Below are 26920 nucleotides of genomic sequence, written 5' to 3' on the forward strand. Positions count from 1 at the left end.
TTGTAAAAAACTAAACTTTTTCATATCCTCTTAAAGCCACTAAACTAGTCCTATAGACATGATAGGTGAGATCGGAAACTCTTCCCAGCTTAGCCCACATCTCTTTGTAGTTATTCTTCCCTCGAAGGATAACAACATAAAGACCACAACTTATATGCCTTGACACAAAGACTTTGGCCAAACCAGACCAAAAAAAAGAGCCAGTAGGAGCCTTTGAAGTACAGGTCAGAGGATTTATCACTCGCCCCCAAAGAAGAGAAAGCGACGCAGATATGGAAAGACTAATGATTATCATGCCCGCAAATACATACCGGGCCCAACGATTCATCACGGCAGCAATCGAGTTGGGCGTTGAGGTGACAGTCGCCACAGATAGTGACTTCTCGCCACCAGATCCTACCAAGAACGTTATAGACGGTATATCCTTCTGCGATCCCAAAAGTGCAGGCAGAGCCCTTGGAGAGATAGCGATTGAAAAAGGAATAAAGAAAGCTATCGCGATCGACGAGGGAGGTGTGGAGGTTGCAGCTTGGACTCAGGCTACTATTTCCAACCTTTCATCACCACCAATTGGAACCCTAGTCTCCAGAGACAAGGCAAATCTCCGTAAAACCTTGACTGCAGCCGGAGTCCCCCAGCCAACCATGCACCAAGTGATCAAAGGTGAACAATTAGAGCAATTTAGCGAAAATGATTTTCCGCTCATTGTAAAACCCTCCAAAGGATCTGGTTCGATTGGAGTCGTTCGAGCAGACAACCTCAAAGAACTCAAAGAGGCCCTTGAAATTACAGATCTAGTCATCTCAGAGATGGCCCTTAACGATCAGGTAACGCTTATTGAGAGTTATATTGGCGGCACAGAATTTGCCGTCGAACTCCTAGTCGTCGAAGGTAAAGTTCACGTTCTCGCAATCTTTGAAAAGCCTGATCCCCTAGAGGGCCCCTACTTCGAAGAAACGATATACATCACCCCACCAAGAATCTCAAAATCAGACTACGAAGCTATAGTCGCCAGCATGGATCTGTGTATAAAAGCACTCGACATATCGAATGGCCCGATGCACATAGAAGTTCGCGTCCGACCCGACGGAGTGGTATTTCCAATCGATATCGCTACGCGGTCGATCGGTGGAAACTGTTCCGACGTCCTAAACTTCGATGGCATGGTATCGCTCGAGACACTGATCATCTCAAACGCGCTCAATTTAGAGATGCCAAATATCTCCAGAGAAAAACAAGCCTCCGGCGTCTATATGATTCCCGTGGATGATCGAGGTTACCTAAGGGAGATCTCTGGCCTTCATGATGCCGAAAGAGTTGGATTTATTGAGTCAATCTCCATTACCGCAGCGATTGGAAACCATTACCGCCCTGTACCCTATGATAATAAATATCTGGGGTTTATCTTCGCAAAAGCACCAACCTCCGCATTGGTCGAAGCGGCACTTCGAAAGGCAAGAAAACGATTAAATATCGTCTATTCACCTTCTAAGTCTGAGCTTGTGTAGTCTGGGTACCACTCAATTAGCAGAAGCGATCCCCTAGGATATCAACCAAGCTCTTTCGACGACAAAAACCACCACAACTCTTACCGAGGCTTTGAATTGAATATATTAATCGCAAGCACATATGAACTTGGACATCAACCATTCTCAAGTCTCTACCTAGAAAGTCAGCTACGAAAGCAGGGGTGGAATTGTCAAATTTTAGATACCTCCCAATACGAGAACTCTCCAGCGATCTTATCTGGCATGCTCAGCAATTTCGATGCACTTTTGATTTCAGTACCTATGCATACAGCCTCTTCTTTGGCACTTGAGCTCGTTGAGACGATCACGGAGCGATTTTCCAACCTCCCAATTGGCCTCTTTGGCCTTTACGCCTCATCGCTTGAGCACCTCAGCCTTCCAGCATCAATTAGCCTCCTCGCAAGCGGCGAGATCGCAGACGAAGTGACCCAATGGATAACCGAAATTGAAGCAAACTCCCAAATATCAAGAGTTGTAATTAGAAAAAACCGCTCATCCAACCCAAATGCAAATGAGCTTCGACTGGATCGAAGACTAGTTGGACCTTTGGAAAATTACACGAAACTGGTCCACAAGGAAAAGACCATTGCCGTCGGCTACACCGAAACTACAAGGGGTTGCATGCATCAGTGCCGCCACTGTCCTGTACCGGTCGTATACGAGGGAAAGATTCGAATATTTGAACGCGGTGGCGTCTTGACGGATATCGATGACCTCGTAGCCATGGGTGCGCAGCACATAACCTTTGGAGACCCCGACTTTTTCAATGCACCAATTCATGCTATGAAAATCGTTGCCGAGATGCACAAAAACCACCCTCAGCTAACTTTCGATGCGACGATCAAGGTGGAGCACCTTCTGAAGTATGAGACGCTTATAAAACAACTCAAAGAGTTTGGATGTCTCTTCGTGGTAAGCGCTTTTGAACACGTTTCGTCGTCGGTGCTTGAAAAGTTCCAAAAGGGCCACGATAGGCACGACATGGTAAGAGCCCTAGAAATCTGTCGACTTAACGGAATCGAAATTCGACCCTCCCTCCTACCATTCACTCCATGGACTACGCCTAGCGATCTAATGGAGCTCTTCGAATTCGTAGTAGAAAACGACCTCATAGACAATATTGATCCTGTACAGTTTGCCATACGACTTTTAGTACCAGAGGGGTCGCTCTTGCTAGGCGACGAAGAAGATCAAAATAGATTCAAACCTTCCAAAGATAATCCACTTACGCTAGTATGGGAATCACCTGATCCAAAGCTCGACGAGCTGGCAAGGATCTTTAGTGATATCGCTGCAGGTTCAATCGACTCGAAGGATCCAGCCATATCGAAGTTTGATCTCATGTATCAGACAGCTGGTAATATGCTAGGTCTCCCAATTCGCTACTCAAATTGCACATCATCTACAAACCGCGAGGTGCCACGACTCAGTGAATCCTGGTTTTGCTGCGCCGAACCTACTCAAGGGATGTTGGCAAAGACAAAGGCCCAGTGAGCAACTTCTTGACATCTTCGTCCTAAGGAATTCAAAGAGCCGCTCCTAGCCAGTACGGCGCCCATAACTGGAGGATCTGTGTCGGACATTGCACTATTCAAAGGATTGACTGAAGAACAAATCACAGCGGTAACAGACCAATCACCAATTGTCTGCATCATTGCTGGTCCTGGCAGCGGAAAGACTACAGTCTTAACCAAACGTATAGCTCACCGTGCCACAAAACACCAGATCGCTCCAAAGAACACGGTAGTCATAACGTTCACAAATCAAGCGGCTCAAGAGCTACGAACTCGCTTGGCCACCTTCAATCTTTACGACCTACCTTGGATTGGAACCTTCCACGCCTTTGCCTTTCAAGTTATCCGCAAGTATCACGAAGAAAGACGGACCCACCCGCCTCTGCTAATCACATCCAAGCCGCGAGAGATCCAAGCGATGCTCCATGACTCCAGAGACCTTAAAGGGCTCATAAGTCGTTCACCATCGAGTAGCTCCGAGACGTCAAAACTATCTCATTTGGTCATTGCTGAGATTGCCACAGAGATAGAAAATGCTAAGTCGGAGATGATATTAGTCAACGACTATTTGGAGTGGTACAGAAGGACAAATCGCCAAAGTAGTATCGGCGGTGACGTCCTAGCAGAGATCTTCATGGCTTACGAAGCGCGTAAGAAAAAGCTCAACCGAATTGACTTTGAAGATCTTCTCCTAGTTGGTGGCGATATCCTGGTCGATAATACCAGCTTTGCAGCCACCTTCAGATGGTGGTATCGACACTTTTACGTAGATGAATTTCAAGATGTCAACCGCCCTCAAATACGCCTTCTTAAAGGACTGGTAGGCGATAATCCTGATCTTTGTGTGGTGGGAGATCCAAAACAAGCGATCTACACTTGGAACGGCGCTACGCCCGGAATCCTTTTGAACTTCGACCAGACCTTCCCCCGAGCTCAATACCGCTACCTGACCGCCAACTTTAGATCCTCACCCGAGATCGTTGATCTCGCCAACGCAATAGCAACCTCGTTTGAAGACAGCGACCTATCGCGTCGCGGAGGGGTGATCTACGCAAAACGCCAGGGTGGATCTATGCCAAAACTCCTGGAATTCGAGAATGACGAAAATGAATCCAAAGAGATCGCAAAGTCGATCTATGAATCTATCACCGATGGAAGATTGGCAAATGAGATCGCCGTCATAGCTCGAACAAACTCTCTCCTTCCACCTCTAGCCGAAGCGCTCTCATCTCTAAGGGTTCCCCACCAAATCTTAGGTGGAGAGCAAATCCTAAACAACAACTTGGTAAAGTCGACGATGAAACACCTAAAAGAGGTGCTTGGCCCTCGAGGTCGTCTTCAGGATGCGATAGTTGAGATAGACAACCTCATAAAAGAGTTCGAAAACGATCGCAACTCACAAAAGACAGAAGAGTCACTGGAGTACCTCCGATCAATCGCCCTAGAATCACTCCGCTTTGACCCGCGAATGGATATCTATGGCTTCACGACCTATTTCAAGGCTCGAGCCAACGACATTGGATCGACAAAAAAAGACGGAGTAACTCTCACAACGCTGCATCGATCCAAGGGCCTTGAATGGCCATCGGTCTACCTGATTGCACTAGAAAATGGCATCTTGCCACACAGCAAATCTGTCACTCCGAGCGCCTACGAAGAGGAAAAACGTCTCCTATATGTCGGCATAACACGGGCTCGAGATAATCTGATTCTAAGCTACGCAAAAAAACGAGGCAGTTCTAACAAGTTTCGCAGTCCCTCGGACCTCCTATATCCAATTGAGGAACTTGTAACCATGGGTAACCAAAAGCTTGCAACCAAGGAGGTCGCACTCTCTTACATCCGTCAAAATCGAAAGATGCTACTCGAGCCCCATAAGTCGTCACTTCCTCAAGGGATAGACCCGATCATCGACACATTACTTCTATGGAGAAAGACAAAGGCGCTAGCAGAAGCCAAAGAAGATCGATCTATCCTTAGCGAGGTTACCTTGGAGGCAATCGCGGCCTCCTTGCCTAGAGGGATCGATGAACTAAATCGAATTCCGGGGGTATCCACTCACTTTTCAATCACATATGGCAGGGAACTTCTGCGTCTCACCAATGGCCTTCGCAAAGCATCAAAATCGAGAACCTAACATCAGAGCTGAGGCTTTTGACCATCGTTGGTTCTTTCACGCTCGCCAGCCAACTGCGCCAGCTTTGAAAAGTCCACAGAGATGAATAGGGCATCTGCCTCCGCAGTCAAGATGTCCCCAAAATAACACTTGCCCTCGGTGAAAACCTTTTTTCCCTCCTTTTTCACGATACGTGCTACAAATGTGAGAGGCTCACCAAGTGGCGTGGGCTTTCGATAGTTCACACTCAGGCGAGCTGTCATTCCTGGAGAACCCGACATAGATTGAGCCAAACCCAAAACTTCGTCAAATGCAGCAGCGATATGACCTCCATGAACAGATCCTGGAGGACCCTCATAGGCCGAACCAAAGGTCACGACACCCACTACGATCGGAGAGCCATCAGGGTCACTGCTCAAGGAAAGTTCTACCGGAGGAGCTATTGGATTTGCAGCACCGGAAATAGGTGAGAAGTCCATAAATCCGCCATTTCCACCCGTATTTGCAGCTTCGGCAAAACCTTCATAAACGCGTCCAGATGGAAATCTACCTATATCTTCGGCTACCTTTTCGATCGCATCTGCGATCAACCCCAATTGTTCGGTTGGCGCTTTTGATGCGACCACAGATTCAATTACCGCTCTAGTCGCAGTGCCAATACGATTGAATTGGCGACGGCGATCCGAATCAACTCCATTAAATGAGTCCACGATACTGTCAAGCCACGAATTCGTCAACTTACTCCCAATCTCCATCTCAAAAACAAAACACCCTAACAAGAATCAGCTTCGCCGATCTAGTGGTCAAATTCGATAACAAGAGGTGCGTGATCGCTAGGGCGAGCTTGACTTTGACCACCCTTTCGTTCATTACGGTCAATCAGGGCCCAAACCATGTCACGCGATACCTTTTGTGATCCTAAAACGAGATCGATCCTCATTCCATTCTTTTTATGAAATGCACCATTTCTATAGTCCCACCAGCTGTAGAGGCCAGAATCCTTGTACATCTGCCTAAAAAGATCGACAAATCCTGCCTCAATGATCGCTTCGATCGCCTTACGTTCTAGGGGCGAAACATGAGTCATTCCGTCAAAAGCCGAGATATCCCAGAGATCCAAATCACTGGGCGCAACATTGAAGTCACCGCCAAGAACGACAGCCTCGTATTGCTCGGATTCTAAGCGACTATCTGACAAAAGTGCTTCGAGCCAACGTAGCTTATATTGGTAGTGGTCGTCTTCTAGAGAACGACCATTTGGGATATAAAGTGAGGCTACCCTAACCCCTTGACAAGTGGCCCAAATAGCCCGTGCTTCGCCAGAGGGGTCATTGGTCAAACCATATCGCGGTGATTCAATTCCGACTTTCGAGAGAATTGCCACACCGTTCCACTGACCCTGACCGTAGTGAATCGACTCGTAACCCAATTGGACAAAGAGGTCATGGGGAAATTTATCTTGGGCGAGCTTGGTCTCCTGAATACATAGGACATCTGGGGAAACGTCATCGAGCCAAGCAACCACACGGTCGATTCGCGCCTTTAGGGAGTTTACATTCCAGGTTGCCAATCGCATTATCTAACCGTCGTCCAACCTAAAAAAGAAATAGCGCGATCAAAGATCTCGCTATTTCTACCTAAACCTTGAATTGGGTCTACTTTGGCACTAGGCATCAGCGATTATGAACATAATGTCCACCTCAGTCGTCGTCGCCCCGTTAATAGATGCGACCCCATGACCCTTGCCCGCACGAGCCGAGAGTCGACCGATAGTGACTTCGAGATCCAAAATATCACCGGGTACAACTTGCTTGCGGAACCGAGCCTGGTCGATTCCTCCAAAGAGGGGCAACTTGCCCTTGTAGCGCTCGTCAGCTAGGACGGCACATGCCCCCAACTGCGCTAGGGACTCCACCTGCAACACACCAGGCAAAGTTGGTCTTCCTGGAAAATGACCGCCAAAAAAGTCTTCGTTGCCAGTCAAGTGCCATCTACCTCTGGCATACTCACCGGGGCGAATTTCAAGGATCTCATCGATAAGTAAAAAGGGTGGACGATGCGGTATTAGCTCTTGTGGTTTCACACATTAAAGACTAGATCATCAATTCAAAATGAGCTACCGAGAGATAGGTCTTATAGCCTCAATAAAGAGACAGAAAAGCCAATCCCTCGGTAGTATCAACAAATCACTATTGATGGTTCTTCACTCGACCCAAAAGAGCCGTCTCCACGGACTGTTCAATCGCTCGATAGAGCAGGTCCTTCTGTTCAAGTCCATGCATAGCCGCAGAACCAGTTGCCGGAGAACCAGAAGGTACCCGGGAAACGTGCCGAAGTTGGAAGTCTTCCCTTAGCAACGAGTGAAGCTGGGAATGGACAAAACTCCATGCCCCTTGGTTCTCGGGCTCCTCCTGAAGCCAAACTACCTCTTTAGTGCGATAGTACTTAGAGAGAATTGAACCCAATTCAGAGACTGGCCATGGGTACAATTGCTCCACTCTAACGACAGCCGTTGTCGAAGTGGGGTTCGACTCATTCAACATCGAGTCTCTCTTTGCGATGGCTTCATATGAGATCTTCCCAGAGCAAAGAACTACGCGGTCTACATTCTCAGCCGAGTTTCCACTTCCAACGTCAAAGCTCGGATCATCGATTATTGGCTGGAAGGCTCCATTTAGAACTACGTCCAACGGCACACGAGTAGTCTTGGCTCTCAGTAGAGACTTGGGAGCAAATAGAACAACCGGACGAGCTTGAGTCCTCATTACTTGACCACGCAACATATGGAAGTATTGTCCCGCTGTAGTCAAATTCATGACAGCCATATTCTCCCCAGCACAGTTCTGCAAGAAACGCTCCATGCGTCCCGAAGAGTGTTCTGGCCCTTGGCCCTCATAGCCATGGGGTAAGAGTAGTACGAGACCAGAGCCCTGATCCCACTTATCGTGAGCGGCGATTAGGAACTGATCCATGATAATCTGAGCACCATTTGCGAAGTCACCAAATTGCGCCTCCCAGATTACTAGGGTATCCTTTCGAACCGTTGAATAGCCATATTCAAAGCCAAGAGCGGCATATTCAGACAATAAAGAGTCAAAGATCATAAATCGACCTAGAGAGTCCCCATTATCTACAAAATCCGCCAGATGCTCCAGTGGAATATGATTATCGCCATTTTTATAGTCGATCAATGCTGCATGGCGATGCGAAAATGTTCCTCGCCTAGAATCTTGACCAGCCATTCTGACGTCATGGCCCTCAAGCATGAGGGTTCCAAATGCCAACGCCTCACCTAGTGCCCAATCCACTTCGCCCGAGGCAAGGGTATCCCTGCGAGCCTCTAATTGACGCAATAGCTTGGGGTGAACGGTAAAGCCAGACGGCCACGAGTGCAAAGCCTTAGCCAAGACGTCGATATCTCCCGATTTAGCGCGAGTATCAACTACGGTCATCGGCACATTGTGTTGGGGTGCCCTAGGAAGTTCCGTAGGCTTGGGAGGAGCCGTCGATCTCGTTTGATCCAGGGCAGACTGCAACTTCGAGAGAAAGTCGTCCAAGGAGGCTTCAGCCTCTTCCATCGAGATATCACCACGAGAGACTAGCGACTCCGTGTACAGTTTTCGAACCGATCTCTTAGCCTCAATTACTTCATACATCTGCGGCTGGGTGTAGCTTGGCTCGTCTCCTTCGTTATGGCCGAACCGACGATAGCAGACCATGTCCACAACTACGTCTCTATGAAAGGCTTGTCGATAGTCAGTCGCCAATCGTGCGACGGAGGCTACCGCTTCAGGATCGTCACCATTGACATGGAAAACGGGCGCTTGTATCATCTTGGCAACATCGGTCGCATACCTTGAAGAACGGGCTTGAGCTGGATTAGTCGTAAATCCAACCTGGTTATTTATGACCAAATGTATCGTTCCACCGGTTCTATAGCCACCAAGTTGGGAAAGGTTCAAGGTCTCAGCCACCACACCCTGGCCGGCAAAGGCTGCGTCACCATGTAAAAGAATTGGAAGAATTGGGAAGTCGGTACGATTTCTGGTTATATCCTGCTTAGCTCGAACCATTCCCTCGACAACAGAGTCAACAGCTTCTAGGTGCGATGGATTAGATGACAAGGTAACGTCGATAGGGCTATCACTCATTCCGCGATATACACCATGAAATCCCTTGTGGTATTTGACGTCGCCGGAACCCTGTACGCTCGAGGGATCTAAATTACCCTCAAACTCCTCAAAGATTTCGCTATAGCTCTTTCCAACAATATTAGTCAAAACATTCAATCGTCCTCGGTGGGCCATTCCAATGACAGCCTCGGTCAAGCCTGAGGTAGCAGAACGATCTAGCACCTGATCCAAAAAGACGATTGCTGACTCACCGCCCTCTAAGCCAAACCTTTTCTGTCCGATATATCGGGTATGTAAAAATCTCTCGAACGCTTCGGCTGCATTGAGGCGTCCCAGAAGGTGTAGCTTTTCAGCACCGGAAAATCGGCTAACCACGCCTTCGACGCGCTCTTGGATCCATCGCTTTTGCTCAGAGTCCTGAATGTACATATATTCAAGGCCAATAGTTCGACAATAAGTGTCCCTTAGAACCTGAAGGATCTCACCGAGGGACATCTTATCCTTGGCGGTAAGCCCACCCGAGAAAAAGACCCTGTCAAGATCCCAAAGAGTCAGACCATATCTGGCTGGATCCAACTCTTCCGGCATTGCTGGAGACTTGCTTGTCAAGGGATCCAACCGTGCCATGAGGTGGCCACGGGAGCGATAGGTATCAATCAGCTGATTGACCATCGCCTGCTTACGCAACTTGATCATATCCGAAGCATCATTTTCGGTATGATCCCGCTGCCAAGTCACTGGAGGATAAGGCACCCCCATTGACTCGAATACCTCTTCGTAAAAGCCGTGCTCGCCGGTGAGTAGTGAAGAGATATATGCCAAAAACAGTCCAGATTCGGCACCTTGTATGACCCTATGGTCATAGGTTGAGGTAAGCGTCACAGTCCTAGATACACCCAAATCAACCAAAAGCGTCGGATCTGCAGCCGCCATCCCAACAGGATAGGAGATTGCGCCTACGCCAATAATTACACCTTGACCTCGCATCAATCTTGGCACTGAATGTTGCGTGCCGATGGTGCCAGGGTTAGTAACTGTCAAAGTGGCACCAGCGAAATCATCCGGAGAGAGCCGATTGGCTCGCACCTTTCGAATCAGAGCTTCATAGGCTTTGAAGAAGCCAAAGAAGTCTAAGTCCTGAGCCGAACGAATTACTGGAACCATAAGACTTCGCGAACCATCTGACTTTTCAAGATCTACGGCAATTCCTATATTGATCTCCTTGGAGCGCTGTACTCCTGGAGTTCCTTTAGCGTCAATCTCTTCTAAAAATACAGAGTTCATCACAGGAAAGTTGCGAACCGCTTTGACTATCGAATACGCAATGATATGAGTAAATGAGATCTTCTCACCAGAGCTTCGAGCCAAATGATTGTTAATCACTCCTCGGTTGATTTCGAGAAGCTTCGCAGGTATCTCTCGCACTGAGGTAGCCGTTGGAACCGTAAGAGACGCCTCCATGTTTGCAACGATCCTAGATGCACTACCGCGAATAGCTTGTACATCTGCACCCAAAAGTGGGACTATAGGTGCTAGTGAAGGTGATGGTTTCTTGACATTTAAGACTGCACCCTGATTTGATTTAGCATCAGAGACAGCCAAACCAACCGGGGCCGCCGGGGTTATAACTGCTTCAGGAGTCGCGATAGGTGTATCAGAAATGACCTCACCTACGGGAACTCTTGCTACTAAACCTGCTTCTATCGCTCCAGTTTCATCATGGCCTTGGCCATAGAGGTTGGAGTCTTCTTGGGTCTGTTGTTCGCTAGTCTTTGAATCAACTCGGTAGTCGGCGAAGAAGTCGCGCCAAGATTCCGGAACGGAATTTGGATCACGCCTGTACGCGTCGTAGTAGTCTTCCACAAGCCAGGAATTTGGACCAAACGTATTTATCGAATCTATGTGTTTTTCACTCACCTTACTATGGTAGTCAACTATCACACCAATGTTAAAATCTAGGCTAACCAATCTCCAAATGGCCATGAAAGCTTCGCCATACAGTCGCCCAAAGCAACCAACAGGCAAGCTCAGCCATGGACGAAACCTCCTTTGGGTCCTATTGACAAGTCATGGCATCGAACTAACCTTGGGACTTGATTCGCAAACATCGTCGGCAAAAGACGTCCCTGGTGATGGCCCAGCAATATCATGGTCCAGACAAAACAAAATTAGAGAAAAGAAATGGTTATAATCATTTTGTAGATGGCCCACGAATAATTTTCCAATTCAGCTAAAAGGAATCTCATGAAGCTAAGAAGTCTCAGGCTCGTAATCGCGACAATTTCAGTAATCGCAACCGCTTCAATGATTATCTCTGCAATATTGCTCCACATAGGTGCCGTAATTGCATTTGGATCTTTCGCCGCAGTATCAATAATCGTTCTAATTACGGCCACAACCGTGGTTAAAGGTGAAACCGTTCCAAAAGATGGAGCAAGCTCAAAAGAGCTTTCCTTGGAACTCGAAGACAAAATCACTATGATCTCATCAGAAAGCGAGGTCGAGGAGTCCGACCTTAGAGACCTCGTTCGGATCGCTGTTAAATTAGGCGAAAACCTGCATTAAATAAATAATGCCTTAAATAATCAGCGGGATTTCCACTTTCCCTTCTCGACTTGTTGTATGACAATCTACGATCTCATGCCAAAACCATAAATCTGGCCTTCAATGCCATTAAATATAGACAAAAGTTGCAGCTATATTAAAGGACGGTTCGTTTACTTCCGAAACTCATGGGATGACAACAGTTTCACCGAGCACGAGCCGAGCTGTAATGAGAGGCGTAGACCCAGGATCAATATCGGACTGCGCCGTTTGCGCCAAGCACATTAGATTTTCAGCAAAATTGCGACCACGTCAGGTTATCGCCAACGTCTATGAAGATGGCAAATGGCAACGAGTCGAATATTTTCACGAAGAGTGCTACCAGATCGCCAATGCCCCCTATGGCAACACCCAATCTTAATTCTTTGAGGCAGCTCTAATCCAGCGCTTTATTGGCCTAAGTCGCAAGGGCATCCACCTTCGCAAGTCAACTAATAGGATTTAAAACGTTTGAGATGTAAAGCACTATCCAGCGGCCCCTGCGGCCACGTAATTTTACAATTACGGATTCAAAATACAGATTTAAAACAATTTTAAAGTGAAAATGACTATCACTTGGTGATTAAGGTACTCGTGCCAAATCAAGCAGCGCGAATTCCCATAGAAAACTAAAGGTCACGAAATGTGGCTCCATTGGCAATATCTACTGGCAGCACCCAAACCCAATTGGAAAACTCATTCTGATTACATAGTTCCCAAGGGCTCCAACTAAAAAAGGGCCAAGTCCATGCAACGACAGCAAAAACCATGCCCTAGATCCGAAGAGACCATATCAATGGCGATCTCCAAGGTCCCCTTCAAACAAATGTAGATCGCCACTAGCCCTGTCGAACAAAATTGTCTAAGCCGACCCATCCAACAATTGGGCACTTAGACCATTCGAATAAAATAGGCTATTGGATGTGTTGACTTCAAGATCCGATTCTCTTTCTATAACTTTCCAAGAAGCACGAGGACTTCTCTTCGAGGGAACGACCCAGTTGATCCTCGTGCACGGAGCGATGGATCGAGCAAAGTCATTCTCTAGAATGACGCGGTCATTAGTCGACTTCGGCTTCGATACCAAAAGCTATGATCGGCGCGGCTATGAAGAGTCCGCCCTTGTTGATCCCTATTCGCAACAGAACCCTCCCACGATCGAAGACCACATTTTAGATTTGGCAAGCGTTATTGGAGAGCAGAAATCGCTGATCTTTGGCCATTCCCTCGGTGGCACTATTGCGTTACTCCTATCGGCACGAAACATCTCTCCGATAGCTGGAATAGTTACCTTTGAAAGCCCACTGCCCTGGATGGAATTCTGGAGGAGGTCTGGCGCATACGGAATCGACCCAGATAAGCCTCTGGACCTCGACTTTTGCGAAGAGTTCGCTGAAATATTCATGAAGCGAATGCTTGGCGAGGAAAGGTGGATGCGACTTCCACCCAGCACTCGAAAAAAACGCCGATTAGAGGGGTCGGTCCTGGTAGCCGAGATGGCTTCCATGAGCCATCTCACCCCACCCTTGGACCCGTCACTCATAAAAGTTCCAACCATCATAGGTTGTGGGATCGATGCGCCGAGTCGCCACAAAGAGGCTACAGCCTATCTCGCATCCAATATTGCTGGGGCAAAAGCGGTGGAAATTGCAGATACTGACCACGGAGTTCATCTGACGAACCCAACAGCTGCCGTAGATCTAATCAAAGGACTTTGGCAATTTACCAAAGATTAAGATAGATCCCTGGCCACAGAAAGCCAAGTTCAAATCAGAGTCGACTTGGAAAATCAAAATTCAGAATAAATAAAAGTTGAGCTAGTTGAGATAATAGAGCGTATCTAGATCAGGTACCACAGCGCCTCCAGGATTCTCCAACTCAGAAAGATCAATATATCGGCTGGACCACAGAAAGGGCCTAAAATATCACCTCAAAGCTGGAAGATCCACCGTGACATCGACCTTGGAGATTCCTCATTGGTTCAAATGAATTTCATCGACTTAATAGAACCATGCCCAAAAAGACCCAATGGTCTGAAGCCCTCTGGATTTGATCTTCAAGTCATGTCCTTCTAGCTTCATAATCTTTGAACAAAAAGACATTTATTCGAAATAAGAAATTGAATCCGCAATCGATGCGTTGTGTCAAGTTGACAAGATTATGTTCAGCGGATCGCTCTGATAACTTGATTTTTGCTCAGGCAAGAAACCGTACTAGAGCTATTAGGTAGTGCTAGATCGGTTGTGGGTAAAAGGTGGTGAGAAATGAACACTATGTCGTTCATGGCTGGTGACATTATTCGAATGCAAAAGCGTATAAAAACAGACCTCGCGGCCAGGTTGCAACTAAAATTCTATAAATGATTAAGGTGCAAAATATAAATGAATCAATCCTTCATCGATAACCGGAAAAAACCTTAGCACTGCGACAGTAAATCTTGCCATAAACGCTAATCCTACTTGGTTGATAATCAGTATTTGGCGAAAGACAGAGAGCCTGATATAAAAAATGAAAGCTAAAGATCTCTTTAAAGGCACTGCTAATTTACCTAAATTTCCTCCAGATGGTTGGATACAACTGGAGTAGATTCCCTTGGCAAGCTAGCATACCCCCAGTTCGAAGATGACGTCGGCGTCACGTGTTCGTCGACGACCAATCCTAATTAATCCGCCAAAGCAACTCCAGATAGACAAGACCGTACATTAACATCCACTGTCAAAACCCATTGTGAAAATATTTAAGGCTTGTCAAAACGGTCAGAATTTACCTCGCTTGATTCACAGCATATCAATCTCTAGCATATGATTTTCGTTAAAGAGCGGCGATAGCTATGCTTCTATAAGTCAAAATATTGAGCAAATTCTAAAATTAGAGCAATATATCAAGTCAGATAAAGAAGCAAATATCTAGAAAAATAATTTCGACCAAAAAGTGGAATTATTATAATCAAACAATTGATGGATGATAAAAACTTCATCTGTAACTATGAAATTTAGATCAGGAGTAGAGATAAATTGAAGATTTTACTAACTGGCTCCTCGGGGCTCATAGGAAAAAAATTAAATGGCGCCCTCAAGGCTAGGGGTGACGAAGTACTAATTGCAAAAAGAGGTACCACGTCTGAAAGAAACACCGTTTCTTGGGAAATCGATCGCGCTGAACTCTCAGGAGTTGGTCTATCCAACCTCGATGCAGTAGTTCACCTAGCGGGAGCCCCAATCGCACAAAAACGGTGGAGCCCAGAACGCAAAGCGGAGATATATGACTCTCGAATCAACGCCACAAGGTCTATCTTCCAGGCGGTGGAAAAACTCGAGGTCCCCAAGGTTAGATTTGTCATAGCATCAGCGATTGGCTTCTACGGTGACCAGGGGGATAAGATCCTCGACGAAAAATCCCCTGGCGGAGTGGGATTTCTGGCAAAAGTAACCACCGATTGGGAAAAAGCCGCAGCGCCAATCAACCAAGATGGTTGGTCTGTTGCACTCGCTCGCACCGGAATTGTTTTGGATTCAAGAGGAGGCGCCCTTGCCAAACAGCTCCCCCTCTTCAAACTAGGGTTGGGTGCCAAATTAGGGGCTGGAACTCAATGGAGCAGCTGGATTCATATCAACGATGAAGTGAGCGCTCTCGTCTTCCTTTTGGACCACCCAGAGATCGAAGGACCTGTCAACCTCGTGGCTCCAAACCCTGTTACTAATTTAGCCTTTACGCGCGCCCTTGGAAATGCACTGCATCGTCCGGCAGTACTCGGAGCCCCCAGTGTGATACTGAAAGCACTGTTGGGCGCCGAGATGGCCCAAGAGATGCTATTTTCATCGGCGCGAATTCTGCCGTCAGTCCTAGATTCAGCCGGCTTCAAATTCGAATTCCCCGAAATTAACGGCGCTCTCGCCAATTTAGTGGCGAATAAATAGGAATCTGGAGATACAAATCTCGTGAGGTAAAGTTTCGAGGTTGTCACCACCTTCCTAAGTCGCAATATCTGCAATCTAATTCTTACTTTAAAGTGAGTTAGACATCGAAATAAATTGAAATAGACACAATCGACATATTGCCAAAAATATAAATTTTGACGATATGTCGATCAAAAAGGCGATAATTTAAAGGCGTGGCTATTTCATATGAACAAGGATCTTCTTCAACACCCCTTTTGGCCGAGACAATTGGAAGTAATCTAGAAAAAACCGTATCTAGATTCGGTGATCGCGAGGCGCTAGTAGCGATCCATCAATCAATTCGTCTCACTTACAATGAATTCAACAAGCTGGTCGACGACCTAGCGCTCGGCCTTCTCAACGAGGGGTTCACCAAGGGCGATCGGATCGGGATCTGGAGTCCAAACCGCTACGAGTGGGCTATCGTCCAGTATGCAACCGCAAAGATTGGCGTAATACTTGTAAACATCAATCCCGCCTATCGTACCTTCGAGCTTGAATACGTCCTAGACCAGTCGGGCTGTAGTGCAATCTTTGCCATGACCAGCTTCAAGACCTCAGACTATTCGTTGATGATCAACGAGGTAAAAGAGAGGCTACCTGGGCTTCGTCGCGTCTTTCTCTTCGAGGACTCGAGCTATAGCGATCTTTTGGTCAGTGGAGCAAAAGGAGACAGAGAACAATTGCGTTCGATCTTGAACCAGTTGGACTTTGACGATCCGATCAACATCCAGTACACCTCCGGGACTACGGGCTTTCCCAAAGGTGCAACCCTCTCTCACCACAACATTCTAAATAATGGCTATTTCGTGGGAGAAACCTGCAAATATACCGAATTCGACTCTGTCGTAATCCCTGTGCCTTACTATCACTGTTTCGGGATGGTGATGGGGAATCTAGCATGCACCTCGCACGGTTCAAAGATGATAATCCCCTCTTTCGCGTTCGAACCAAAAGCAGCCCTGTCTGCCGTCACCACCGAGACCGCAACTTCTCTTTATGGCGTACCGACCATGTTCATAGCAGAACTAGCAGACCCGACCTTTGGCGACTACGATCTATCGAGCCTGCGCACCGGGATAATGGCCGGTTCGCCATGTCCTGTGGAAGTCATGAAACAAGTCGTAAGCAAGATGAACATGAGTCAGGTCACTATCTGCTATGGGATGACAGAGACTTCGCCTGTTTCCACCCAAACCAAGGTGGATGACGAAATCGAAAAACGAGTTGGAAGTGTCGGGCGAGTACTTCCGCACTTGGAAGTAAAGGTCGTTGACAGTGACGGGCACTGCGTTGAACGGGGGGTTCCTGGAGAGTTTTTGACTCGCGGCTACTCGGTAATGCTCGGCTATTGGAATGACTCTAAAAAGACGACCGAAGCGATCGATCCTGCTCGATGGATGCACACTGGCGATTTAGCAATAATGGACGAAGACGGCTTTCTCAACATCGTTGGAAGAGCAAAGGACATGATAATCAGGGGAGGCGAAAACATCTATCCACGAGAGATCGAGGAATTTCTATATTCGCATCCAGATATCATGGACGTCTCTGTCATTGGAATTCCCGATCCTGTCTATGGTGAGGTCGTCATGGCTTGGATAACACTCAAAGAGGGGGCTAATCTCACTCAAAAAGATATCCATGACTACTGCGAAGGTAAGATAGCCCACTATAAAGTTCCAAAGGTCATTAAATTTGTCAGCGAATTTCCTATGACCGTTACAGGCAAAGTCCAAAAGTACGTCATGCGACAACAGGCCATCGCGGAGTTAGGACTTGCGCCTTCATAGTCGAACCAGGTGATCAATGATCAAATCACCACCGTCCGGAGAGTCCTGAAGCGTCGATGACGTTACTAGTCAGTGAATTGATCAAGTAATTTTGACTCGCCAACTACAAATCAGTCCCGATTACCTTTTAATTACGATCTAGACTCAATTGAATGATAGAAATGCAAAACGCCGCTTCAAAACTCAAAAGTACGCTCCATCTAAATGTAGAACCTATCGGAATAAGTTTTTCAGATAGGGTCGATCCATCGCAGGAGTTCTTCGACATTGAGATGCCACTGCCCACAGAAGATGGACGCACCGGCAGAGTCGCCGCTGGATGTGTATTTTGGATGCACGCGGTGGAAAGGCGTTTCGCAACAGTTGCAGCCGACCATGCAAACTGCTCGGTCGGCTCTTTTACCCATGGTTTCTTGGAACTATCCGTGGCTGCAACAAAATCAGATGTCGGTGCTCTAGTAACTTCGGGCTGGGTCAGTGAATCTGACTTCGGCACCATAGAGCACGTTACAACCCAACCCGCACAGGTAATCTACGAGCCGCTCTCCTCTTCAAGCTCCGTTCCTGATGTCGTTTTTCTGCGATTGAATGCGCGCTCTGCAATGATCTTTAGAGACGCATTTCCAACCGCTAGGATCGAGGGAAAACCCCAATGTCATATCGTGGCTATCGCCAAAGAGCTAGGGGAGATAGCGCTATCGTTTGGATGCATGCTTTCGCGAACCCGAACCTCGATGCCATCTTCGGAGATGACCGCCGCCATTCCTGGGCCATTACTACAAGAGGCACTGGATCGGCTCGAAGAGACAGCGTCGATCGATCGAAACGTGGCCAACTATGCATCGATTGATTCAAAACGATTTGCGAATTAGCAGATAATGAAAGTCTCCTCTAGCAAGATCATCTCAAATCGATGAAGCCTCCTTTGAACTCATCACGGATACGACGTCTAAGCAAGCTCGTCAATATGGGTTCAAAGGTTGCAGGCCGAACAATCGCTGAAAAGGCTTTAGCTACCTTTAATGCACACGAGCCTGGTGTGCCAATCGACAGGTCTCGACAGATAACAACTATCAATGATGTGGCAAAAGAGCTAGGTTCGATGAGAGGCGTTATGACCAAATTCGGTCAAATGCTAAGCTACGTATCAACCCCAATTCCTCTCGAGCTACGTTCACCATTTAGCTCACTCCAAGACAGCGTCCCGCCGATGTCAAAGGAGTTGGTAGACGAGATTATACGACAGGAACTTGGAGATGGTCCCGATGGCGTATTTGCAATTTGGGATCCAGAGCCAATTGCCGCTGCTTCAATTGGGCAAGTTCATCGTGCCGTTACATCAGATGGAGCAGCCGTCGCAGTAAAGATTCAATATCCCGGAATCAAAAATACCATTACCGCAGACCTATCAAATCTCCGCCTCATAGCAAAGGGGCTAAAATTGGGATATCCATCGATGGACACCGATTCGATGATAGACGAAATCGCGGATCGCATCTTAGAAGAGCTTGACTACAAGGCCGAAGCCACCAATCAAAGAAAATTCGCTAACTTCTTTGAGGGCCACCCAACAATAGTCATACCGAGAGTTATTGCAGACTATTCAACCGAAAAATTACTCACTACCGAACTTGGAGAAGGGGTCAGCTTTTCAAAATTCCAAGAATACGACCAAGAGGCCAAGGATCTGGCCAGTGAAACAATATTTCGATTTGTCTTTAGAAGTTTATATCAACTTAGGTCATTCAACGGAGATCCCCATCCTGGCAACTACCTCTTTGGAGAAGATGGCCGAGTCACTTTTTTAGATTTCGGATTGACCAAACACTTCGGAAAGCAAGAGATCGAGATCTTTGAACATCTGATTATTGCAATGGTAATCGACAAGGATCCAGTGGCTTTTAGCGCATCGATCAAATCGGCTGGATTGCTCTCTGAATCGTGCGACCTTGATGTCGAGCAAATCTATGACCATTTTGTCCCATTTTATGAGTCGGTTATGGACAACAACAAATTCGCCTTCAACGAGGACTACACATCACGCCTCTTCGCCCATACCTTCAACCAGAAGGCACCGATCGCCAAGTACCTAAATGTATCGCCATCGTTCGTGGTCATTCAAAGAATCAATCTGGGTCTCTATTCAATCCTTGCCGCCCTCTCTGCTGAAATGAATTTCCGAGGTATAGCCGGCGAAATTTGGCCATTCACGAAGACGCCGCCATCAACTGACATGGGAGCAAGAGAAGTAAATTGGCTCAAAAACCTCGATGAAGGTACCGCGAAGCAGTAAGCGCCGGGGGTGACCCACGGGCAACCTCACTTAGAAAGCTCCTTCTAGTTATCTCCAAAAGAAAGAACAAGAGTGAATCTGGATAAAGTAGCTCCACCTAAATTATTTCCACAGCCCAACGCCAAGATCTAAATACTACTTAGAGATCACCAGCAGATAAAAGTGGTAGAACCACTACCAAAGGTCAAACACATCCGACTCCAACCCCACCATTCAAAAATGACCAAACTCTTCCAAACTCTTGAAAAGAAATCTTCGCATTAGCAATTACAAAGGAGACCGGTCTCTTCGAGCATTACTTAGGTCACCTTTAGGGCGCAATCCTCCTTTGCAAGAAAGAGCGCTTCATCTGGATCCATCGGCCTTGCGAAAAAGTATCCTTGGATAAAGTCAACCCCTAGGGCTTGAACCCTCTCTAGCTGCGCCTGGGTCTCAACTCCCTCGGCAACTGTCGCCAACTTTGATGCTTTTGCAATCTCCACCAGCGCTGGCAATATAGCTGCGGCTTTAGATCCTGAATCGGAGTTTTGGACATAGCTCTTATCGATCTTCAAAATGTCAAAGGGAAGATCTCGCAAATTAGCTATGGTCGAGTTTCCTACTCCAAAGTCATCCAGGGCAACCAGAAACCCAAGGCGCTTCAATCCGTCCACCTTCTCTAAAAACTGGTCAGATTGAAGTGCTAGATTACCTTCGGTAATCTCCACTACGACGTCGTTGGGCAAAAGCCCAAACTTTGCTAGGAGGCGATTCAACTTGAAAGAAAAGTCACGCTCCAGGAATTGAAGTGGTGAAAAGTTAATTGCGAAGGTTGTGTTTAGCTTCATAGATCGCCATTTAGCAAGTTCTTGAAGTGCATCGCCGAGAATAGACCAGCCCAATAGATTTATAACGTGGTTCCGCTCTGCACTTGGTATGAATAAGTCAGGCGGAATTATTCCTCTTTGAGGATGGCGCCATCGAGCCAGAACTTCAAAGGATTCTATTTTTCTCGTATCTGCCCTATAGATTGGCTGATATTGAAGAAAGATCTCTTTTCTCTCCACAGCTCGCCGCAGCTCAACCACCAAATCAAGGTCGGAGAGAAGATTTGCGTCGGATCTAGAGGCTGGACGAAATACCTCCACCCTGGCTTTACCCAATGATTTGGCACGATACATGGCTAGGTCTGATTCGCGCAACAGATCTGCTGGAGTAACGGATTTATCTCGCGAAAAGGCCACCCCGAGGCTAGCAGTAATCACGTGGTCGGCCCCATCTATAGATATTGGAGCCGATATCCCCGCTAGGATTCTCTCGGCAATATCGGTGGCCTGAGAAACGCTTCGAATTCGACTCAACAATACTACAAACTCGTCTCCACCAATTCGAGCCGCAACGTCTCCGGGTCGAATCAAATCAATTAGCCTCTTGCTAACTTCGATGATCACAAGGTCGCCATATGCATGACCCTTTGAGTCATTGACGGCTTTAAAGCCATCCAAATCAATAAAAATGAGAACCGTCAACTGCTTAAGACGCTGTGAATCAATTGCTGATTTTGTCCGGTCCAAGAGAACGCTTCTATTGGCCAACTGGGTCAATTCATCTCGAAGGGCTCGTTGTCGCAACATCTCTTCAAGTTCAACGCGATGAGTAATATCGGTAGCAGAGAGATAGAACCCATCGATTTTTCGACCAGAATCAAATCTTGGTGACGCCTTCAACTGTAAGTGAATATCGCTTCCACCACGACCAGGCACCTTGACCGTCAGGGTCTCCAGCTCTAAGCTTTCGTCAGACATCGAATCAAAATTATCTAAAAAATCGACAAAAAACCTGCCAATTCTAATCTTCTCGTCCGCTCCGACCATGCTAAATAAATTTCGACCAACAATTTGATCGCCCGGAATTCCTAATGTTCGTCCGACCGAAGGAGACGCTAGCTCAACGACGCCACAGACATTGACTATAGCAACCATATCTTGTAAGTTTTGGGTCAAAGAACGAAAGACCTCTGCCTCTCGTTCCGCTTGCAGTCTCAACTCTTGGCTGACTCGAGATTGAACTGCGCCATTCAAAGCAGAGGCAACGACCTTAGAAAAGTTTTCGACAAAATGAAGGCTCGGGCCTATTCGATTTGAAATTGGCGAAACCGATATCGAGATAGTTGATCCATTTGGACCTGAAATACTTATAACTTTGGACTCATGCAGAGAGGGCGACTCAGGGGCAAGGTTATCATTGGGGCCTACGGAATCCGCGTCAGCAAAATCTGACTTTAGAGCTGCGTGGTCGCCATCAAAAGCCACCTCTACTTCAACTTTGCCAAACTCACCATGACTTGCCAGTGAGTCAACTATGCGACTTGCTAGGGCCTTTGGCGAGGTGATCTCTTGGGGCTTTTGCGCCATCAAAACCAGTGATTCAAGCTCGCGTTCACGACGCATGGCCTGCTTGCGCAAGCGCAACTTCAAAATCGCGGCGCTGATAACTCTGGAAAACTGAGTCATCACATCCAAGTCAAAGAGATCAAATCTCTCCTTATTAGAAGAAAGCAGTCCGATAACTCCAATGCAAGAAGCAAATTCATCCATCAGCGGAACGGCCATAACAGATTGGGAACCAGATTGTACACTATGTAAATAATCCAACAGGGCAACTTCATTTGGCCAACAACGTCTAGCTGAAAGGTCAAAGATGATCACAGGCTTGCCGGTCTTTCGAACCACGCCAGCGACTCCTTCGTCGAGCGATCGCTGGCGTCCGACTACACCACCAAGCGGTCCATAAGAGGCTTCAATCGTCGCCAGGTGAGTCTCATTGTCGGCAACGATAATCCTCGCTGAGTCTGCGCCCACTCCTAGAGCCGCCTGCTCGCAGATCTTATTCAGGCTATCGAATGCAAATTCTGCATCCACAACGCCTTGGATGGCACCACCTAAAACCTCTAGATGGTGGCCCTGCCTCACAAAATGATCTTTGCGTTGCATATCCATCAAGTAGAGAGACAGGCGTCTAACGCCTCGATAGGTTATGAATTTAGTCAACTCTTGCAGCTGGCTACCTTTGTCTACTTTCGCAACCAATACGCCCAGCAGACTACCACTTAGAGCGTTATCAAAAAACGGAACAGTCAGTAAAGAGATCTGGCCATCCTTGGACGAATTCGGATGTTCTGATAGATTGATGATCCGATTTGATCTTGGGAAGGCTTCGCTCACCCACTCTGTCAAAAAGTTGCCTTCTGCCTGTATTGGCATGAAATCAAACAGGCCAATTCCGAAACCCAAGGAACCCCGCTGGGAAGTACCTACCTTGATAAATGCGAGTCTAAATTTATCGTAGGCATATATGACTGCGAAGTCAAAATTCGCACTCACCACCAAAGCCTCACATGTATCGGAGGCTACTTGACGAAGCTCTTGATCATCTGTCCAACGCTGCAACTAAGACCGACTCTCTCCCCTGATAAATCTGTTTCTACCATCATTACGCGAAATCAATATCAAATAAAGAAATGTCCTAAATTTAAAAAGCACCTAACCAGATAGCAATCGGCAAAAACACCATCACACTATAGTTAGCCTTTGCTCAAGAATCCTTCGCACCAAGTTATTACGACCCCTCAAGGGGCCCAATCTCCTTATCAACACTCCATAAGAGCGACTCCCAAAAGCAGAATCTAAAATAAACAGATATACAACCAGTTCAACATCTAGGGCTCGACATCTAGTGCTTGCCAAAATCCGATATCTCCTATTGTTCGAGATGCTACCACTCAAACAATAGCGGAGACCAAGCAGACCAAGTAGTCAAATAATACTTCCAAAGGCTAACTATCATATTTATTTAATCCAGGTACAGTCTACGAAGGCCCTTGACGTCTTTAAATGGCTAAAATGCTAAGCGTATTTCACCATCCATGATGCTTGCTGGGGCCAGATTCCAAGACCTTGAGCCCGCCTCCTTTAGTTGGATTGGGTTCACTCATTTACTTTTGATGATTCAGCTATCAAACCAGCTCGTTCTGAAATCACAGCTGTCACAGCTGTTATCTGATAATTTTTCTCTCTAGCATTTGCAAAGAACTATCTCTCGATCATGTTGATGCGCGCTCACGGGCAAGGAGCAAAATCCAGAACTGGGAGAATCGGGTAATTTCTCCTCATAACTACACCCCATCAGACTCTTCAATGGCGCTAATAAAATGGGCGCCAAAAGATAAGTTACCGGCAAAGAGGGGCCTAACAACCCATGAGGAAGGCCAAACAATTAGATCGCTCACAATAGCGTAAAAAGCAAGGTGTCGGATTTCTCAGAGCAAAGGCGCCAAAAGGCCACATATCTGCCGCTATTAAATTATTTCCAATATAGCCTTATCTATAATGGTTCAAAGTCGTATTAAATCTGCCCTAACAGCCAGAGCGAAACATTCCATGCATCGATGTGCAAACGATATTGACACAAAGATAGCAATCGCCAATTGATCAGAGATGAAAACATCAAGTGAACCAGAGTCCATCGCCTCACCAGAATTCCAATGATCCAATAATTTCGAAAGAACCCCGTTGGCCAGCTTCGATCGCCCTCTTAGTTGCAATCGCACTTTATGTCGTCCTTCCACAGACTCTCATCTATGGTCCTCGGTATCTAATTCCCGCCCTTGAAATCGTCCTCATCGTACCACTCACAATCTTCAATCCATTTCGAGAACACCACGAAACTAAGGCTCTTAGATACCTAGCTATTTCACTTATAGCACTTGTAAATTTTGCCAATATTACATCTGTGATTCTCCTGGTTCAAAGGCTTCTCGATGCATCGAAGATCTCCGGACGAAGTTTGGTCTATTCGGCAGTTGCAATATGGCTGACAAATGCAATCGTCTTTGGACTTTGGTTTTGGGAGTTAGATCGAGGCGGACCAGCCAAACGTGCTGTCCATCATGAGGCCGTCCCTGACTTTCTTTTCCCTCAGATGACAGACCCACAATTTGCTAAACCAAATTGGAGGCCCACATTGATCGATTACGTCTACGTCGCATTCACCAATGCAACAGCCTTTAGCCCCACAGACACAATGCCCCTAACATCCTTTGCCAAAATGCTCATGACCGGGGAGTCGATCGTCTCCATGATAACTGTTATCGTTGTCGCGGCTAGAGCGATCAATATTCTTCCCTGAAGGGTTGATGCAAGGAAATTGCCCTAGAAATGCAGAGTTAGCAAGGATTATCAAAAAAAAAAGGAACACCCGAGCAAAATCCTGATAAATCGATACTCTCCATATCTGGCCTTTGTTTCCCCTTTCCAACGTTGTCTGTCTTCCGTAGTGCAGCCACGGCAGAGTTAGGCCAAAGAGCTCACAAACAGCGAAATTGGCAAAATGAATATTCTGGCGTCAGTCCACCGAAGGCTTCCAGATCAAAAATGCCCATATTGGCAAAAACTTAAGAATATGCTTCGCCACTACACACAATTGGTCATGCAGGTTAAATATCTCTATCGTCGCGAACGACTTCATCTCATGATCGTCAACTGAGTCAACCCTGCAGTTTGCAGTCATTGAATCACCAAAATAAACGAGCTTTAGAAATCTCAACCAATCATACCCATAGTAAAGGCTCGGAATGGTAGCGTGTGCCTGCACCTGAATCAAGGCTGAAGCCGTTGATCCAAGTGCAAAAGTTAAAACACCATGAACTAGAAGCCGTTTATATGGCGTAGTTTTCATAAGTTCTTCATTGGTATGCATTTGGCTAAAGTCAAGTGTTATATCAGCGAGCATGTAGACATTAGACTCACTAATTGTCTTGGTAAATGATACGCTATCGCCCGCTTCAAGAAGGACCTTAGCTGCAGTTTCGGATGTATTCATCACTTAAAATCTTCCATCAAATCTTTAGACGATAGACTCCGCTATTTAAAATAGATACATTGAAAAAATTGCCGAATTAAATCATTGACCGATTACAACAACCAAGTCAAAAGAAGATCTTTCGTAGAACTATTCCAGAATCAAGGGTAGTGATACGCCCCGGGTTTAATGGAGGCTCCATTATCGCAGAACCAATCGGTTCTGCGGGGTACGCATTAGCGCAGCAGAGACGGATGTCAATACCCCTAAAAGCACGATATTTGATGGAATTTGAGCTTTCTGGCGAACTGATTGTTTAGATCAAATCTTTAAAATGTGGCTGGTTCGTTACTATTTAGGACATCTCTCGCTACCACCAACTTTGTAACAAACAAATCCACAATCACAACAGAAGCATTTGTGGTGATAGTTGACTCGAAATGCTGGGTACATCAAAATATCTATGGGAACTTTGATGGAACTCTGAATTTAACGATGGAAGGTTAGTTATCGAGATCGACGTGGGCGACTGGTTCGTCACAATGAGTGGAAGGCCCCCATTTAATTGATCCGCTACTAATGTGAGCTTTGTATCCATAATGTAGATGGAGGAAATTATTGTGAAGTCCAAAAGGCATACCCGTTCTACTCAAGGTAAGCAGGGCGCAGGTGCGCAAGAAGATCGCCGAAGGGGACAAGATGCTAAATGACGGTGCAACCATAAGTGAAGTTGCCGCTTTGCCATAAAAGCCCTAAGGCGCTGCACTTACCGAGACGACCTGGCACCGATGGAAGAGTACCTACGCTGCATTGAAGGGAACCAAAGTAAAGCTTACTCAAGGAACTTGAATCTAAAGAACCGTCGTCTAAAGAGCATCGTTGCCGACCTAACTCTTGATGTCTCCATGCTTAAGGAGGTGACGATAAGAAACTTCTAACCCCGAATCGTCGTCGTATGGTAGTTCACAAACTACAGATACGATTCGGGGTTTCTAAAGAGACGAGCCTGCAAAGTAGCAGGTCAAAATCGTTCTACGCAGCGTACCGTAGCACCTGAACGCAAAAGTGCAGATCTAGACGAAGAGATCACGCAATTCCTTAGAACGTTTGTCCTAGAACACAAAGCTCAAGGTTACAAAAGAGCATATCGCTACGTCATAGACAAGGGATACCATGTCAATAT

The 26920-nt window shown here is 46.6% G+C and carries 16 protein-coding genes; 10 read left to right on the forward strand and 6 right to left on the reverse strand.

The window, feature by feature from the left end:
- Positions 1 to 284 precede the first annotated feature (284 nt).
- The 3 genes from AXFE_RS10255 to AXFE_RS10265 all read left to right on the forward strand — a co-directional run bounded on the left by AXFE_RS10255 (position 285) and on the right by AXFE_RS10265 (position 5180).
- Positions 285 to 1508 carry an ATP-grasp domain-containing protein gene (locus AXFE_RS10255; RefSeq protein WP_160291817.1) on the forward strand — a complete coding sequence of 408 codons (1224 nt, stop codon included), beginning with the start codon at positions 285 to 287 and terminating at the stop codon, positions 1506 to 1508.
- Between the two features lie 96 nt (positions 1509 to 1604).
- Complete coding sequence (locus AXFE_RS10260) at positions 1605 to 3023, forward strand: radical SAM protein (protein ID WP_052605769.1); 1419 nt, start codon at positions 1605 to 1607, stop codon at positions 3021 to 3023.
- Between the two features lie 78 nt (positions 3024 to 3101).
- Entirely contained in the window at positions 3102 to 5180 is a 2079-nt protein-coding gene (locus tag AXFE_RS10265) for an ATP-dependent DNA helicase UvrD2 (protein ID WP_052605770.1), read from the forward strand.
- Between the two features lie 2 nt (positions 5181 to 5182).
- On the opposite strand, the gene AXFE_RS10270 is transcribed toward AXFE_RS10265, so the two are convergent.
- The 4 genes from AXFE_RS10270 to AXFE_RS10285 all read right to left on the reverse strand — a co-directional run bounded on the left by AXFE_RS10270 (position 5183) and on the right by AXFE_RS10285 (position 11209).
- Entirely contained in the window at positions 5183 to 5896 is a 714-nt protein-coding gene (locus AXFE_RS10270; protein ID WP_160291818.1) for a PaaI family thioesterase, read from the reverse strand.
- A gap of 59 nt (positions 5897 to 5955) precedes the next feature.
- Positions 5956 to 6735: an exodeoxyribonuclease III gene (locus tag AXFE_RS10275; protein WP_052605772.1), complete on the reverse strand. Its 780-nt coding sequence runs from the start codon at positions 6733 to 6735 to the stop codon at positions 5956 to 5958.
- Between the two features lie 90 nt (positions 6736 to 6825).
- Positions 6826 to 7242 carry a 3-hydroxyacyl-ACP dehydratase FabZ gene (gene fabZ / locus AXFE_RS10280; protein WP_052605773.1) on the reverse strand — a complete coding sequence of 139 codons (417 nt, stop codon included), beginning with the start codon at positions 7240 to 7242 and terminating at the stop codon, positions 6826 to 6828.
- A gap of 106 nt (positions 7243 to 7348) precedes the next feature.
- Positions 7349 to 11209, reverse strand: coding sequence for a multifunctional oxoglutarate decarboxylase/oxoglutarate dehydrogenase thiamine pyrophosphate-binding subunit/dihydrolipoyllysine-residue succinyltransferase subunit (locus AXFE_RS10285; RefSeq protein WP_235347748.1), 3861 nt, complete (start codon positions 11207 to 11209; stop codon positions 7349 to 7351).
- 327 nt (positions 11210 to 11536) lie between these two features.
- Here AXFE_RS10285 and AXFE_RS10295 point away from each other — a divergent pair, with 327 nt between their 5' ends.
- The 6 genes from AXFE_RS10295 to AXFE_RS10325 all read left to right on the forward strand — a co-directional run bounded on the left by AXFE_RS10295 (position 11537) and on the right by AXFE_RS10325 (position 19899).
- Complete coding sequence (locus AXFE_RS10295; protein ID WP_052605775.1) at positions 11537 to 11857, forward strand: hypothetical protein; 321 nt, start codon at positions 11537 to 11539, stop codon at positions 11855 to 11857.
- Positions 11858 to 12801: 944 nt separating this feature from the next.
- Positions 12802 to 13611 carry an alpha/beta fold hydrolase gene (locus AXFE_RS10305; protein ID WP_152626026.1) on the forward strand — a complete coding sequence of 270 codons (810 nt, stop codon included), beginning with the start codon at positions 12802 to 12804 and terminating at the stop codon, positions 13609 to 13611.
- A 1278-nt stretch (positions 13612 to 14889) separates the two neighbouring features.
- Positions 14890 to 15792 (forward strand): TIGR01777 family oxidoreductase, encoded by a 903-nt coding sequence (locus AXFE_RS10310; RefSeq protein ID WP_082058663.1) that lies wholly within the window; start codon positions 14890 to 14892, stop codon positions 15790 to 15792.
- Between the two features lie 194 nt (positions 15793 to 15986).
- A complete protein-coding gene (locus tag AXFE_RS10315; RefSeq protein WP_052605778.1) occupies positions 15987 to 17606 on the forward strand; it encodes an AMP-binding protein in 1620 nt (539 codons plus the stop codon).
- A 161-nt stretch (positions 17607 to 17767) separates the two neighbouring features.
- Positions 17768 to 18478: a DUF169 domain-containing protein gene (locus tag AXFE_RS10320; protein WP_052605779.1), complete on the forward strand. Its 711-nt coding sequence runs from the start codon at positions 17768 to 17770 to the stop codon at positions 18476 to 18478.
- Positions 18479 to 18531: 53 nt separating this feature from the next.
- The gene (locus AXFE_RS10325; protein WP_213333446.1) at positions 18532 to 19899 is read left to right on the forward strand and encodes an ABC1 kinase family protein; all 1368 of its coding nucleotides are present in this window, start codon (positions 18532 to 18534) and stop codon (positions 19897 to 19899) included.
- 299 nt (positions 19900 to 20198) lie between these two features.
- On the opposite strand, the gene AXFE_RS10330 is transcribed toward AXFE_RS10325, so the two are convergent.
- Positions 20199 to 23327, reverse strand: a complete 3129-nt coding sequence (locus AXFE_RS10330) for an EAL domain-containing protein (protein ID WP_052605781.1) — start codon at positions 23325 to 23327, stop codon at positions 20199 to 20201.
- Positions 23328 to 24387: 1060 nt separating this feature from the next.
- Between AXFE_RS10330 and AXFE_RS10335 the strand changes: the two genes are divergently transcribed.
- Positions 24388 to 25065, forward strand: a complete 678-nt coding sequence (locus tag AXFE_RS10335; RefSeq protein WP_052605782.1) for a hypothetical protein — start codon at positions 24388 to 24390, stop codon at positions 25063 to 25065.
- 216 nt (positions 25066 to 25281) lie between these two features.
- Here AXFE_RS10335 and AXFE_RS10340 read toward each other — a convergent pair whose 3' ends face one another.
- Positions 25282 to 25758 carry a MaoC/PaaZ C-terminal domain-containing protein gene (locus tag AXFE_RS10340; protein WP_052605783.1) on the reverse strand — a complete coding sequence of 159 codons (477 nt, stop codon included), beginning with the start codon at positions 25756 to 25758 and terminating at the stop codon, positions 25282 to 25284.
- Positions 25759 to 26920: the final 1162 nt, after the last annotated feature.

This window comes from Acidithrix ferrooxidans, from assembly GCF_000949295.1.
GTDB lineage: Bacteria > Actinomycetota > Acidimicrobiia > Acidimicrobiales > Acidimicrobiaceae > Acidithrix > Acidithrix ferrooxidans.

Coding starts and splice junctions, on each gene's coding strand:
- AXFE_RS10255 (WP_160291817.1), top strand. CDS start 285: ATGATTATCATGCCCGCAAATACATACCGGGCCCAACGATTCATCACG.
- AXFE_RS10275 (WP_052605772.1), bottom strand. CDS start 6,735: ATGCGATTGGCAACCTGGAATGTAAACTCCCTAAAGGCGCGAATCGAC.
- AXFE_RS10295 (WP_052605775.1), top strand. CDS start 11,537: ATGAAGCTAAGAAGTCTCAGGCTCGTAATCGCGACAATTTCAGTAATC.
- AXFE_RS10320 (WP_052605779.1), top strand. CDS start 17,768: ATGCAAAACGCCGCTTCAAAACTCAAAAGTACGCTCCATCTAAATGTA.
- AXFE_RS10340 (WP_052605783.1), bottom strand. CDS start 25,758: ATGAATACATCCGAAACTGCAGCTAAGGTCCTTCTTGAAGCGGGCGAT.